The organism is Flavobacterium piscis (genome assembly GCF_031457575.1).
GTDB lineage: Bacteria > Bacteroidota > Bacteroidia > Flavobacteriales > Flavobacteriaceae > Flavobacterium > Flavobacterium piscis_A.
Genome location: NZ_JAVDWQ010000003.1, coordinates 435,623 through 451,401 on the forward strand (window position 1 = coordinate 435,623; position 15,779 = coordinate 451,401).

Sequence of the window (15,779 nt, forward strand, 5' to 3'; positions counted from 1 at the left end):
TAGGTTATTCAGAAAAGACCTGCGTAGTTATACTGTGGTTAAAAAATTTAATTTATTTAAAGGAATGAATTAACCTACAACTTTGATATTTAAATAGTTGTAAACTTTTAACGAAGCTTCTATAATGTCTTTATTATTATTTAGCTTTTTTATTGTTAAAATATGTTAATTTTTATTAGCTTTTGATTTTGAGGAATAGTATGTTTGCAATAATTATAAATTTAATATATAAATATAATGAAGAAATTTTTACTTCTTTTTTGTGCTATGACTCTAGCATTAACTTCTTGTTCTAGTGATGATTCTAATGATGATTCTTCTGATTCTGTTTTACTTAAAAAAATTGTTTTAACAGGGTCAGCTGGGAAAACAACAGTAAATTATACATATAACGGTAATAAACTTGTAAGCGTTATTGATGATTTTAAAGTGATAAATATGCATTACACTTACACAGGAGATTTAATTACTAAAATTGAATTTAAATTTCCTGATGGATCAATAGAGCAAACAAATACGTTTTCATATGGAACTGATGGGAAATTGGCAACTTTTGTAAGAGTTGAATCTGAAGGAGAAGGGTTATGGGGATACAAAGAAGTTTATACTTATAATGCAAACGGTACAGTTTCTGTAAAAGGATATAGTGGAGATGATAAAACTCAAACTATTGCTTCAGGAACATCAGTAATTACATTTGTTAACGGAGATGTATTTGAAATAACAAGTACAAATTCACCAAATCATAAATATACTTACGATAGTAAAAATAATGCAGCAAAAAATATTTTAGGTCTTGATAAAATTGCTTTTGTAGATGGTGAAGGAACTGACGTTTTTCATAATGAACTTTCTGATACTTCAGATGGAGAGATTTGGTCTACTCACAGTTATACGTATAATTCAAATGATTATCCTGAAAAAAGTACTAGTGATGAAGAAGGGGAAAGCTTTACTTCAGAATATTTCTACTAATAAGTAAATTATAGCCCTACATTAAAAGCCAAATGCATTTTTGCATTTGGCTTTTTTTTGGATTATATTTCCCTGCTTTGAACACCATCTGGCTATTCCATCTTGAAATAAAATACTTCTGTATTTGGTTTTTTTATTGGTAAAAATTCGTGAAATTCGTGTTTAAATTACAAACCATGCAATTCAGAACCCAAATACCACTTTCAAAAAGTAATTATCCAATTGATTATAATTCTAAAATAGTATCTTTTGGTTCTTGCTTTGCAGAAAATATGGCTGATAAGCTGGATTATTTTAAGTTTCAAAATACAACAAATCCTTTTGGAATTATTTTTAATCCTTTATCTATTGAGAAAATAATTGAAAGAACCGTTCAGCAAGAATTGTTTGCAGAGAAAGATGTCTTTTTTCATAACGAACGCTGGCATTGCTTTGGTGTGCATTCTGATTTAAGCAATTCTGATAGGGAAGAATTACTGGAAACCTTAAATAAAGCTGTAGAGGTAACTAACCATCAATTGAAAGATGCCAGCCATATCATAATTACTTACGGAACTTCATGGGTTTACAGAAATAGCGAAAGTGATGAAATTGTTGCCAATTGCCATAAAGTGCCACAAAAGCAATTTTTAAAAGAATTGCTATCTGCAGATGTTATTCAGAAAGGCATTCAAAATACAATTGATTTAATTCAGGATTTAAATCCAAATATAAAATTCATTTTTACCATTTCACCCGTACGGCATATAAAAGATGGTTTTATAGAAAATCAACTGAGTAAATCACATTTGTTTACCGCTCTACACAAAATAATTAACCATCAACAATCAACCATCAATTATTTTCCATCCTACGAAATCATGATGGATGAACTTCGTGATTACCGTTTTTATGCTGAAGATATGCTTCATCCAAATCAGGTAGCGATCGATTATATCTGGAAATTATTCAGCGAAAATTATATTGCAGAAAATAGTATTTTTATTATGCAGGAAGTCTCCGAAATTCAAAAAAGCCTGCGTCATCGAAGTTTCAATCCGGAATCTGAGGAGCATCATAAATTCTTATCAAAACTCCATCAAAAAATTAGTCTTTTAGAAGAAAAATGCCCTTCGATTAAGTTTTAGGTTACTTCTGAAATTGGTAAGAAAAAAATTTTTCGCCCATAAAATTTTAGAATAATTGTGCGTAATTATGTAAATTGTTAAAGTAAAAAAAATAGAATTTTGTAAGTTGTAGTAATGCAACTATGCAATATCGCAAATTTAATTTAACGTGTTTATTGACATATGAATAAGAAATCCATTCGTTATCTTAAAAAAACACTGCGTATCCTGCTTTGGTGCGTGGGTTCAATTATTGCGCTATTACTGCTTCTAATTATTTTAATTCAGATTCCATCCATCCAAAATTATGCAAAGGACAAAGCCATTTCTTATCTGCATAAAAAAATTAAGACAAAAGTTTCGTTAGACCGAATTGCAATTAAATTCCCGAAAGAGATAGTGCTGGAAGGTTTTTATTTTGAAGACCAAAAAAAAGATACTTTGCTGGAAGGTAAGCGTTTAGAAGTTGATGTTGATTTGTTTAAATTGGTTAATAGTGAACTTGAAATCAATTCAGTTTCTCTAGAAAAAGTCAATGCCAATATCTCCAGAAATAAAGCTGGCATATTCAATTTTGATTATATTATTAAAGCTTTCGAATCAAATGAACCAAAAAAACCAAAAAGCAAACCGTTCAAAATATCAGTTGTAAAAGTAAATCTGGATAATGTTAATTTTAATTTTAATGATGAGTATGCTAAAAACGATATCCTGGTAAAACTGGCACATTTTGAGACAAAATTCAATAAATTCGATTTGGACAAAATGGATTTTGATATTCCGAATATCGATTTAAACGGATTTAAATTAGTTCTAAATCAGGATGTTGTTGAGAAAATGGCAGAAGTTTCAGTAAATACCGTAGATACAATTTCGAAAAGGAAAGATTTCAAATTAAAATTAGGTAAAATCAGCTTATCAAAAATTGATGTTTCCTACGATAACAAAGATTCAAAATTAGACTCAGGAATAAAGCTGGGGAATTTAAATTTATCTGTTAATGAAATCGATTTAAACAAACAGCTTCTGGATTTTGATACTTTCGAATTAAAAAATCTAAAAGGAAATTTAAGATTAGGCGCCAAAGACAAACAAATAAAGACTCCAGGTCTGGATTCTACTTCAATCAAACAAACAGGCTGGAAAGTAAAACTAAATGATGTTGATATTCAAAATATAGCATTCAAATTTGATGATATGCAGTCAGCACCAACGCAAAAAGGAATTGATTACAGTCATTTGGATTTGAATAAATTCAATCTGCAGGCAGAAAAATTATATTATGGAAACGATACAATTTCAGGTAATATAAAAACGCTTGCAGCAAATGAAAAACGTGGATTAGAAATACAATCCTTAAAAACCAATTTCTTTTACGGGCCTAAAAATGCGTCTCTGGAAAAATTATATGTGAGAACACCCCAAACACTTTTGCAGAATAAAATAACATTAAAATATACTTCTCTTGATGCATTAACAAAAGACATTGCCAATCTTGCTGTTGATGCCAATTTAAAGGATTCAAAAGTTGGTTTTAAGGACGTTTTGCTTTTTGCTCCTGATTTACAAAAAACAAATCCGTTTAAAGATAATCCAAATGCAATTTTATTTTTGAATACCCGTTTGAATGGAAAAATAAAAAACCTGAATATTCCGTTGTTTGAAATGAGCGGTATCGGAACTACAAGAGTCTCGCTTTCGGGGAAAATTACTGGTCTGCCTGATGCCCAAAAAGCATATTATGATCTGGATATTAAAAAATTGTCAAGTACTTCCAAAGATGTATATTCTTTTGTGCCGGCGGGAACGATTCCGAATAATATTCAATTGCCTTCGCAGTTTAATCTGGTGGGAAAATTTAAGGGATCAGTTCAGAATTTCAAAACTAATTTAGCTCTAAACAGCAGTTTTGGAAATGCAAAAATAGATGCATTATTTGATCAGCGAGTTAAGAAAAAAGAAAAATATGATGCAAATGTTTACTTGCTTGATTTCGATTTGGGAAGATTAATCAAAAATGATTCCGTTGGAAAAATTACACTTAACGCAAAAGTAAAAGGGATAGGTCTGGATCCGAAAACGGCGCAGGCAGAATTAGACGGAATTGTTCAGAAAGCCGTATTTAACAGATATACTTATAGGGATTTAGCTCTTAAGGGAAATATAGAAAATGGATCTTTTGCTGTAAAATCAGGAATGAAAGACCCGAATTTGAATTTTAACCTGACAGCCAGCGGAAACACAAAGCAAAAATATCCATCAATCAAGTTAAAACTAAACATGGATATTGCCGATTTGGAAAAACTGAATCTTCATGCGGGTCCAATGAAATTACGCGGAAACATTGATGCAGATGTTGCCAACAGTAATCCTGACTTTCTAAACGGAAAAGTGTTTCTTTCGAACGTACAGATTTTACAGGATGCAGAACCAATTGTTTTAGATTCGGTACGTGTAATTGCTTTTTCAGATGATAGGCAAAATAATATTAAAATTTCCTCTCAGTTTTTAAAAGCAGAAGTAGATGGAAAATATAAGTTGACAACCTTAGTTTCGGCTATCAAAAAATCATTGTCAAAATACATCGATTTAAAAAATCCGAAAGTAAACGGAGAATCAGATGAACAACGATTAGCTTTTACATTGACGGTTGATAACGATCCAATTCTGTTTAAACTGATTCCGAAATTGACAGGTTTGGAGCCCATTAACATTGTCGGAAAATACAATAATGCCACCGATTCTTTAGAAGTAAAAGGAACGATTCCGAGAATCGTGTATGCCAATAATACAATTGCAGATGGAAAAATAAATATAGAAGCAAAAGAAAACGCTTTAGAATATCAGATTTCTGTAGCAACAATTGAGAGTGGCTCCTTAAAAATGCCGTTTACCAGTTTATCCGGGGAAATCGAAAATAACATTTTGACTTACGCGTTTGAAGTATTAGATGCAAAAGACAAACAACAGTATTTTATTGCAGGTGAATTTAAAGCTGAAGATTCAAAAAACATATTCAAAATCGATGCGGAGAACTTCGTATTAAATTATGATAAATGGAATATCAATCCTGAAAATGCTATTGAATTAGGGGATAAAAGGCTTTACATCAATAAGTTTTATTTGGACAATGCCGGAAATGAACTTAAAATTCAATCGCAGGAAACTCAGAATAATGCCACGCTGCAGGTTGATTTTGTAAACTTCAAAATTGAGACCATCATGAATATGGTTAAGAAAGACGAATTACTGATGCAGGGTTTAATTAATGGAAACGCTGTTGTAGAAAATGTAATGACAAGTCCAACTTTTACCTCGGATTTAAAAATAGACGATTTTGCCTTTAGAGGTGAGCCGGTGGGAGATATTACAGTAAAAGTTAATAATAAAGCCAATAATGTATTGGCTGCAGATGTTGTCGTAAGCGGAGAAGGAAATGATGTTAATTTAAATGGAAATTACAGAATCGACGATGGTAACCTTGATTTTAATGTTGATATCAATAAATTAAATATTCAGAGTATTCAGGGCTTCACGATGGGTAACATTACGGAAGGAAAAGGTTATTTGTCAGGTAATTTGACTGTTATCGGAAAAACATCTGCCCCGGAAATTTCGGGTGAATTAAATTTTAATGATACCGGTTTTAGAATCACACAACTTAATTCTTACTTTAAAACAAAGCAGGAAAAAATCACTTTTAGAAATGATATAATCTCATTTGATAAGTTTACACTTTTTGATGAAAACGACAACGAATTATCGGTAGACGGTACCATTCAGTCCCTTGATTTTCAGAATTATAATTTTGGTTTAACTGTTACTTCGGATAATTTCAGAGCTATTAATTCTAAAGCGACTGACAACGATTTGTTTTACGGAGATTTATTTTTGGATACTAAATTGAATATTAAAGGAACATTAGAAAGTCCGGTTATTGGAGGGAATGTAAAAATCAACGAAGAAACTAAATTCTTTGTTGTTTTGCCACAATCAGATCCTTCAATAGCGGATCGGGAAGGAATTGTAGAGTTTGTTAATGAAGATAATTTATATCTAAAACAAACTGTTGAGATGGAGAACAAACTGAATCAATCTCCATTAAAAAGAATGGACGTTAGTGTTGATATTACGATCGATAAAGAAGCTGAACTGACTTTGGTTATCGATAAAGGAAACGGCGATTATTTGAATTTGAAAGGAGAAGCCCAACTTACTGGTGGAATTGACCCGTCTGGTAAAACAACTTTAACGGGTAAATATGAATTCTCGGAAGGGGCGTATGAAATGAATTTCAATATGATCCGAAGAAAATTTGATATTCAGAAAGGAAGCTATATCATCTGGAATGGAGAGCCAACTATGGCAACTTTAAATATAACAGCTATATATGAAGTAGAAACAGCACCAATTGATTTGCTTGGAAATCAATTGGCAGGCACTACGGCAATTAGAAATACCTATAAACAAAAAATCCCTTTTCAGACGCATTTGAAAATGAAAGGCGAATTACTGAAACCGGAAATATCTTTCGATATTGTTCTTCCTGACGGAAATTATAATGTTTCATCAGATATTGTATCGGCTTCGCAGGCAAAACTGGAACAATTGCGACAAGAACCGGCCGAATTAAATAAACAGGTTTTTGCACTTTTATTATTGAATCGATTTATTGGAGAGAATCCTTTTGCGAGTGAAAGTGGAGGAACCAGTGCCGAATCATTGGCAAGACAAAGTGTAAGTAAAATACTGTCGCAACAATTAAATGATCTTGCCGGAGAATTAGTTAAAGGAGTTGAATTGGAATTCGATTTGGAATCTACAGATGATTATACTTCGGGAACTCGGGAAAACAGAACCGATTTAAACGTTGGGGTTTCTAAAAAACTGTTAGATGATAGATTAAAAGTTACGGTTGGAAGCAGCTTTGGAGTGGAAGGTCAGGAACGCGCCAATGAAGAAAGTACCAATATTGCCGGCGATGTCGCATTGGATTATCAACTTACCAAAGACGGTCGTTATATGGTTCGCGCTTATAGAAAAAATCAATATCAGGTTGCGGTAGAAGGACAGGTTATCGAGACCGGTGTCGCTTTTATTATTACGATGAGTTACAATAAATTCCGCGAACTTTTTCATCGTAGTGCAGAAGAAAAAGAAATGATTAAGGAAGAAAAGCTACGCAATAAAAAAAGAAAACAGAAAGAGAAAGAAGAAAAGGAAAAAGAGAAATTAGAAAAAAATCAGAAAGATCAAATTGAAGGGAGTGAACAAAAAACATAACAATATGGAAAACAGATATATAAAATATTGTATTGTGCTGTCCCTGTTTTTTGTTTTTGGATGCAGCAATACTAAATATTTGGCCGAAGGCGAATTGTTGTATACAGGAGCTTCTGTAACGGTCAAAGACTCTGTGATTAAAAAGAAAGAAAGGAAAGCTCTTGAGAAAGAATTAGAGGATTTATTACGCCCAAAACCAACTAAGCAAATATTAGGTTTACGCCCTAAATTATGGATTTATAATGTGGCCGGAAAACCAAAAAAAGAAAAAGGAATTAGATATTGGTTACGAAATAAAGTGGGTGAAGCACCAGTCCTTTTTAGTCAGGTTGATTTAGATTACAATTCGTCAGTTTTAAGAAATTTTACAGAAAACAGAGGTTATTTTAAAACCCGTGTCAGTGCTGATTCAACTGCCAAAAATAAAAGGGTAACAGCAGAATATACCGTTCAGCCCAAAAGACAATATAAAATAAAAGATGTAAAATTTCCCGAAGATTCATCTGCGTTAGGAAAAACAATTGCGAGGGCAACACGCAGATCATTGTTAAAAGCTGGAAATCCGTATGATCTGGATGTTATAAAAGCAGAACGGGAAAGAATTGATGCACGACTGAAAGAAAGAGGATATTATTACTTTAATCCGGACTATATTCTGGCGCAGGTAGATAGTACAAAAGGGGATTATGAGGTAAATATCAAATTAAAGATAAAAGACGAAACACCTGAAAAAGCTAAAATTGCTTACAAAATCGATAAGATTATAGTATATCCTAATTTTTCAATTTCTAAAGACAGTGTTATATATAAAAAAGAGGATATTGTTAAGTATAAAGATTTTACTATTATAGATACGGCTGACACCTTTAAACCAAGGGTTTTTGACAGGGCAATATACTTTAAAAAAGGAGATTTCTATAATCGAAAAGACCACAATCTTACTTTAAACCGTTTTGTGAATCTTGGAACTTTTAATTTTGTAAAAAATGAATTTAAGGTTTCTGATAGTTTAAAAAACACGCTCGATTCGTACTATTACTTAACATTATTACCTAAAAAATTCATTCGTGTTGAGGTATTGGGCAAAACGAATTCGGCAAGTTATACAGGTACAGAAATTAATATCAACTGGAATAACAGAAACTTATTTCGTGGTGCAGAATTGCTCACGGTATCTGTTTTTGGCGGGGCCGATTTTCAGTTGGCAGGACAAAACAAAGGAAATAACATTTACAAGCTGGGAGCAGAAACGAGTCTGACCTGGCCAAGATTTATTACGCCTTTTAACATTGAAGGTTCAAGCGGATTTGTGCCAAGAACAAAAGCGACATTACGATACGAATATCAAAACAGGACACAGCTTTATTCGCTGAATTCATTTAATACGTCTTTGGGGTATTTATGGAAAGAAAATATCCGAAAAGAACATCAACTAAATGTAATTGACATTACGTATGTGAGTCCAAATAATGTTACAGCTGAATATCAGGAAGATATTGATCAGGACCCTGCTTTGGGAAGAGTAATTGAAAAACAATTGATTTTTGGTCCAACTTATCAGTATACGTTTACGAATACCATGCAAAAGCGTCAAAAAAGTACATTCTATTTTAATGGGGAATTAGATTTAGCTGGAAATATTACTGGTCTGGTAACAGGAGCTGATGTTAAAAATGATAATCAAAAAACTATTTTAGACGTTCCGTTCAGTCAATATGTAAAAATAAAAACCGACTTTAGGCATTATTTAAAACTTGGGAAAGAAAGTGAACTGGCGAGCAGGATTATTCTGGGCGCGGGATATGCATACGGGAATTCAATAACTATGCCTACAACGAAACAATTTGTTGTGGGAGGAACGAACAGTATTCGTGCCTTTAGAGCAAGATCTTTGGGACCGGGAAGTTATAAAGCGGAACCTACTACAAGTACGTATCTGCCAGATCAGTCTGCTGATTTGAAATTAGAATTTAATACTGAATATAGGGCAAAACTTTTTAGTATAGTAAGAGGTGCAGTATTTGTAGATGCCGGAAATATTTGGCTTTTAAATGCTGATCCCGACAAACCCGGGGCAGAAATAACGAAAGACTTCATGAAACAAATTGCAGTAGGAGCCGGGGCTGGATTACGTTTTGATTTGTCTTTCTTAGTTTTGAGAACCGATTTGGCTTTACCGTTAAGAAAACCTTATTTACCGGAAGGCGAGAGATGGGTTATTGATGAGATCAATTTTGGAAGCGGTTCCTGGAGAAAAGATAATCTGATTCTTAATATTGCCATAGGATATCCTTTCTAAAATTATATTTTTTTAAAGGAATAATTTCTTAAAAGATAAATTTATGGCTGTCAAAATATTAAATTTGCTTTTCTAAAAATCAAACAATGACGTTTACCGCTATAGATTTTGAAACAGCAACCGCTTATCATCCCTGTTCTGTAGGGATTATTACTGTTGAAAACGGAGTAATTGTTGATGAGTTTGTAACTTTGATCAAACCACCTAATAATGAATATAATCCTTACACTATTCAGGTTCATGGAATCTATCCTCGTGATACTGTAAATGCAAAAACTTTTTTACAGGTTTTTCCTGAAATAGAAAAACGATTAAAAAACAGAGTTGTTGTAGCACACAATGAAAGTTTTGATAGGAATGTTTTAATCAAATCAATGGCTCTGTTTGGTTTGCGTTATGAAGATTTGAATATTGCCAATCGTTGGGAGTGTACAGTCAAGATATACAAAGCAAAAGGGCTAAAACCTGCTAAATTAAGTGATTGCTGTAGAGAAATGAAAATTCAGCTCAATCACCATGAAGCATTATCAGATGCGAGAGCCTGCGCAAAATTATACTTAATGCAATAATTTCAATTATCAATAAAAAAGAAATAATTTTATTATTTGTAATATTAATACTATTTTTTAGTACTTTAGAATATTGTAAAACAATATAAAAGACTAAAAATGAAAGAAGAATTTCTTCATTACCTCTGGAGGTTTAAAAAATTCGATACTCTGAGTTTAAAAACGGTTAACGAGGAGGAAATTACCATCATCAATACAGGAAATTATCTGGAGCTTGCAGGCCCTGATTTTTTCAATGCCCAAATTAAAATCGGGAGTCAAAAGTGGGCAGGAAATGTTGAAATTCATTTAAAGTCTTCGGACTGGTATGTACATCATCACGAAAAAGATCCTGCTTATGAAAATGTGATTTTACATGTTGTTTGGGAACATGATGCAGATATCTTTAGAAAGAATAATACAGAAATCCCTGTTTTAGTTCTGAAAGAGTATGTTTCGCCTGAAATAATTTCGAACTATAATTCTTTAACTTCATCAAAATCATGGATTTTTTGCGAAAAGGAAATTGCTCAGGTAGAAAATTTTCTTTTTAAGAATTGGCAGGAACGATTGTTTTTTGAACGATTAGAACGAAAATCAAAATCTATTTATGAATTATTGAAGGAAACGAATCAAGATTGGGAAGCTGTTCTGTTTTGTCTTCTGGCAAAGAATTTTGGTTTAAATACTAATGGAAATTCATTTTTGCAATTGGCAAGAGCAATTCCGTTTTCGATTATCAGAAAAGAAAGCTTTGAACTGGAAAATTTGGAAGCATTATTTTTTGGTACGGCAGGTTTATTGGATTTGGATAAGGAAGATGTTTATTTTAAAGATTTAAAATTCAAATACTATTATCTTTTGCATAAATATCAAATTGAAAAAATTTACATAGAACCGGTTCAGTTTTTTAAGCATCGTCCGGATAATTTTCCAACTATTCGTCTTTCGCAATTAGCAGGTCTGTATCATGAACATCAAAATCTCTTTTCTAAAATAATACAATTAAAATCGATTGAGAGCCTTTATAAAGTTTTGGAAGTCTCAACGGGTTTATATTGGCAAAATCATTATCAATTTGATAAAGAAAGCCCTAATAAAAAGAAATCATTATCAAAATCATTCATAGATTTATTAGTGGTAAATACGATTATTCCTTTGCAATTTGCTTATGCGAAAACAAAAGGAGAATCAATTTCTGAAGATTTAATCTCCATTTTAGATGAAGTCTCCCCTGAAAAAAATTCTATTATAGAAAAATTCAAGTCTTTTGGGATTGTATCACAAAATGCATTTGACACCCAGGCTTTAATCCAGCTAAAAAATGAGTATTGTAATAAGAATGGATGTTTGCGATGTGCTGTTGGAACAGAATTGCTAAAAAGTGATGTACCTATTTCAAATTAGGAAACAGGATGATTAGATAATTGTGTATTTTTGTTTCAAAATTATAGATTATGTCAGCCATTTTAAGACTTAAGTTCTTTTTTGAAAAATACGGTTTCCATGTTTCTTCACGATTGGCAGATAAACTCGGAATGCGGGTAACAAGCGTGAGATTGTTTTTTATTTATATTTCTTTTGTAACTGTCGGATTAGGTTTTGGCGTTTACCTTACATTGGCTTTCTGGATACGTTTAAAAGATTTAATTCGTGCCAAAAGAACTTCGGTTTTTGATTTGTAAAATGAATTCAATACATAAAAAGGGATCATAAGTAATTTTATGATCCCTTTTTATTGGATTTATTTAAAAATATTATTTCTCCGGATTATTTAATTTACTGTTTTTCTTGCCGTAAACAAAGTAAATAACTACACCTAAAGCCATCCAGATAACAAGTCTCAACCAACTTTCGTTGGGTAAAGAATACATTAATGCTAAACAAATTACAATACCAGCTATTGGCACAAAAGGAACTAATGGAGTTCTGAATGATCTTGGAGCATCCGGCATTTTTTTACGCATCACCATTACACCGATACAAACCAATACGAATGCCAACAATGTTCCGATACTTACCATATGGCCTAAATCACTTACCGGAACAAGTCCCGCAAATAAGCTTACAAATACTAAAAAGAAAAGATTAGTTTTCCAGGGAGTACGGAATTTAGCGTGGATAGAGCTAAAAAAGGGAGGCAGTAAACCATCTTTACTCATTGTGTAAAATACACGACTCTGTCCCATAAGCATTACTAACATCACTGAAGTATAACCAGCTAAAATTGCTACTATTAGACCAGTTTGTAAAAAGTCATATCCAGTTTTTGCAAACGCAGTAGCAGCAGGTTTTGCATCACCGGCAAATTCTCTGTAATTAACAAGACCTGTCATTACGTGAGCAAAAAACACATATAATAAGGTACAAATCACTAATGATCCTAAAATACCAATTGGCATTCCTTTTTGTGGATTTTTTGCTTCCTGAGCAGCTGTAGAGACGGCATCAAAACCAATAAAGGCAAAAAACACAGTTCCTGCACCAGCAGCGATTCCTGACCATCCAAATTCACCAAAAACACCTGTGTTTTCAGGAATATATGGTGTGTAGTTTGAAGTGTCGATAAAGCTCCATCCTAAAGCAATAAAAACAATTACTACCGCTACTTTTACTACTACTAAAAAATTATTTATTGAAGCTGATTCTTTTGTTCCTCTTATCAGTAATAGAGATAATAAAGATACGATGATAATGGCAGGTAAATTTACTATCCCGCCTTCTATGATTGTTCCGTCACTTAATTTTAATGTTTCCCAGGGCGAACATATAAATTCATGAGGAAGATGTATACCATATTTGTTTAACAATTCTAATAAATATCGTGACCAGCTAACCCCTACTGTGGCAGCGCCGAGAGCATATTCTAGTACTAAATCCCAACCAATAATCCATGCCATAAATTCTCCCATCGTAGCATATGAATACGTATAGGCACTACCTGCAACCGGAATCATGGATGCAAATTCCGCATAACAAAGGCCTGCAAAAGCACAACCAACCGCTGCTAAAATAAAAGAAAGTGTAACTGCAGGTCCAGCATGTTCAGCTGCTGCAATTCCTGTTAAAGAGAAGAGTCCGGCTCCAATAATAGCTCCCACACCCAGCGCTACAAGCGACCTGGAAGAGAGGGTTCTTTTTAACCCTTTTTCAGATTCGGATGCTTCCTCTAGCAATACCGAAAGTGGTTTAGTTTTCCAAATTGACATATATTATTTTGGTTTTATTGTTATTAAGCTTCAAATGTATTGTTTTTTATAAAAAATAAAAACATTTATATGTTTTTAAGTTATAAAATGTTTAGCACTTTAAAAGATTGGATGTTCATTCTCATATTATAAGCTAATTTGGAATTAAAACATTTTTAAAAATAGTATTTATAGTTTTTTTCTTATAATTTTGTGTTTTAAATAATTAAAGTATCAAAATGATTCCCAAAAGGATAATTCCCTATTTTAAATTTACTTCCCAGCAACGTACGGGAATATTTTTGCTGTTCATTATTATTGTCATACTGCAAATGGTATACTTTTTTGTAGATTTTACTTCAGATGAAAAAATATTTCCGGAAAAACAGCAATGGTTGTCAATGCAATCTCAAATTGATTCTTTAAAAGAAATTGAAAACAAGCGAAAACCTAAGGTTTACCTTTATAATCCTAACTTTATCTCAGATTATAAAGGATATAAACTCGGAATGTCTATTCAGGAGATTGATAGATTGCAGGCGTTTCGAAAAGAAAATAAATATGTCAGTTCAGCCAAAGAATTTCAGGATGTAACGAAAATTTCAGATTCATTGTTAAATGCAATTTCTCCATTTTTTAAATTTTCGGATTGGGTTAAGAATAAAAAAAGTTTTAAAACATTTAATAAAGAATCTATCCAGCAATCATTTTCTAAAAAAGAAAAAGTGGCAGTTTTAGATATTAATCACGCAGGTCAGGAAGATTTAATGAAGGTTTATGGTATAGGTGAAGCATTGTCTCTGCGTATTCTTAAACAAAAAGAAACCATGGAAGCTTTTGTTTCGATGGAGCAAATGAATGATGTCTGGGGACTTTCTCCGGAAGTGATTCTTCAGTTAAAAAAGAATTTTGAAGTTTTATCCTCGCCCAAAATTAAAAAAATACAAATAAATGATGCTTCATTGAAGGAATTGGCTCTGTTTCCGTATTTCAGGTATGCATTAGCTAAACAAATTGTGACTTATAGAAGTATGAATGGAAATATTCAAAATATTGAGGATTTATCAAAAATTAAAGGCTTTCCTGTTGAAAAAGCTAATATAATTGCCTTATATTTGGAGTTCTAAAAAATAACAGCATAAAAATGAACTTTGATTATAACGAAACGCAGTCTATGATTGCGCAATCTATAAAAGATTTTGCAGAAAAAAATATCAGACCTTATATAATGGAGTGGGATGAAACTCAAATTTTTCCGATCGCTTTGTTTAAAGAATTAGGACAAATGGGTTTTATGGGGGTTTTAGTGCCTGAAGAATATGGAGGATCTGGCTTGGGCTATCATGAATATATTACAGTAGTTGAAGAAATTTCAAAGGTAGATCCTTCAATAGGTTTATCGGTTGCAGCTCATAATTCACTATGTACCAATCATATTTTAACTTTTGGAAATGAAGAGCAAAAGAAAAAATGGTTGCCCAAATTAGCTACCGCTGAACATATTGGTGCCTGGGGTTTAACCGAGCATAATACAGGCTCTGATGCCGGCGGAATGAATACAACGGCTGTAAAAGATGGAGATTTTTGGATAGTGAACGGAGCTAAAAATTTTATTACACATGGTATTTCCGGGGATATTGCAGTGGTAATTGTTCGTACTGGCGAAAAAGGCGATTCTAAAGGAATGACAGCTTTTGTTTTTGAAAAAGGAATGCCTGGGTTTACGTCAGGAAAAAAAGAAAATAAATTAGGAATGCGCGCAAGCGAAACTGCGGAATTGGTTTTTGATAATTGTCGTGTTCCGGATGCAAACAGATTGGGTGAAGTAGGTCAGGGATTTATCCAGGCAATGAAAATATTGGATGGAGGAAGAATTTCTATTGGAGCCTTGTCACTCGGAATTGCAAAAGGAGCTTATGAAGCTGCACTTAAATATTCAAAAGAAAGGCATCAGTTTGGTCAGCCTATTAGCAGTTTTCAGGGAATTTCATTCAAATTAGCAGATATGGCTACTGAAATTGAAGCTTCTGAATTGTTATTGCATAAGGCAGCTTTCTTAAAACAGCAGCACAAACCTGTAACTACATTGGGGGCTATGGCAAAAATGTATGCTTCAGAGGTATGTGTTAAGGTAGCGAATGAAGCAGTTCAGATTCACGGCGGTTATGGATATACCAAAGATTATCCTGTAGAAAAATTTTACAGGGATTCTAAATTATGTACTATTGGCGAGGGAACTACCGAAATTCAAAAACTGGTAATTGCCAGGAATATATTAAAAGAATAAAGAATAAAGAATAAAGAATAAAGAATAAAGAATAAAGAATAAAGAATAAAGAATAAAGAATAAAGAATAAAGAATAAAGAATAAAGAATAAAG

General features: G+C 32.6%; 10 protein-coding genes. 9 read left to right on the forward strand and 1 reads right to left on the reverse strand.

Annotated features, from left to right (window positions below):
• Positions 1 to 237 precede the first annotated feature (237 nt).
• The 7 genes from J2W48_RS07115 (at position 238) to J2W48_RS07145 (ending at position 11,896) form a co-directional block, all read left to right on the forward strand.
• A complete protein-coding gene (locus J2W48_RS07115) occupies positions 238 to 975 on the forward strand; it encodes a hypothetical protein (RefSeq protein ID WP_310279804.1) in 738 nt (245 codons plus the stop codon).
• 176 nt (positions 976 to 1,151) lie between these two features.
• Positions 1,152 to 2,102, forward strand: a complete 951-nt coding sequence (locus J2W48_RS07120; RefSeq protein ID WP_310279806.1) for a GSCFA domain-containing protein — start codon at positions 1,152 to 1,154, stop codon at positions 2,100 to 2,102.
• 162 nt (positions 2,103 to 2,264) lie between these two features.
• Positions 2,265 to 7,364: a translocation/assembly module TamB domain-containing protein gene (locus J2W48_RS07125; RefSeq protein WP_310279809.1), complete on the forward strand. Its 5,100-nt coding sequence runs from the start codon at positions 2,265 to 2,267 to the stop codon at positions 7,362 to 7,364.
• Positions 7,365 to 7,368: 4 nt separating this feature from the next.
• Positions 7,369 to 9,663 (forward strand): translocation and assembly module lipoprotein TamL, encoded by a 2,295-nt coding sequence (gene tamL / locus J2W48_RS07130; protein ID WP_310279810.1) that lies wholly within the window; start codon positions 7,369 to 7,371, stop codon positions 9,661 to 9,663.
• An 86-nt stretch (positions 9,664 to 9,749) separates the two neighbouring features.
• Positions 9,750 to 10,232, forward strand: coding sequence for a 3'-5' exonuclease (locus tag J2W48_RS07135; protein ID WP_310279812.1), 483 nt, complete (start codon positions 9,750 to 9,752; stop codon positions 10,230 to 10,232).
• 99 nt (positions 10,233 to 10,331) lie between these two features.
• The gene (locus tag J2W48_RS07140; protein ID WP_310279814.1) at positions 10,332 to 11,618 is read left to right on the forward strand and encodes a DUF2851 family protein; all 1,287 of its coding nucleotides are present in this window, start codon (positions 10,332 to 10,334) and stop codon (positions 11,616 to 11,618) included.
• Between the two features lie 50 nt (positions 11,619 to 11,668).
• Positions 11,669 to 11,896 (forward strand): PspC domain-containing protein, encoded by a 228-nt coding sequence (locus J2W48_RS07145; protein WP_210666886.1) that lies wholly within the window; start codon positions 11,669 to 11,671, stop codon positions 11,894 to 11,896.
• Between the two features lie 72 nt (positions 11,897 to 11,968).
• Here the strand turns inward: J2W48_RS07145 and J2W48_RS07150 are convergent, their stop codons facing one another.
• Positions 11,969 to 13,420 carry an amino acid permease gene (locus J2W48_RS07150; RefSeq protein ID WP_310279816.1) on the reverse strand — a complete coding sequence of 484 codons (1,452 nt, stop codon included), beginning with the start codon at positions 13,418 to 13,420 and terminating at the stop codon, positions 11,969 to 11,971.
• A 218-nt stretch (positions 13,421 to 13,638) separates the two neighbouring features.
• Between J2W48_RS07150 and J2W48_RS07155 the strand changes: the two genes are divergently transcribed.
• Together J2W48_RS07155 and J2W48_RS07160 are read left to right on the forward strand one after the other, a co-directional pair.
• Positions 13,639 to 14,526, forward strand: coding sequence for a ComEA family DNA-binding protein (locus J2W48_RS07155; protein ID WP_310279817.1), 888 nt, complete (start codon positions 13,639 to 13,641; stop codon positions 14,524 to 14,526).
• Positions 14,527 to 14,543: 17 nt separating this feature from the next.
• Complete coding sequence (locus J2W48_RS07160) at positions 14,544 to 15,686, forward strand: acyl-CoA dehydrogenase family protein (protein WP_310279819.1); 1,143 nt, start codon at positions 14,544 to 14,546, stop codon at positions 15,684 to 15,686.
• The last annotated feature ends 93 nt before the right edge of the window (positions 15,687 to 15,779 follow it).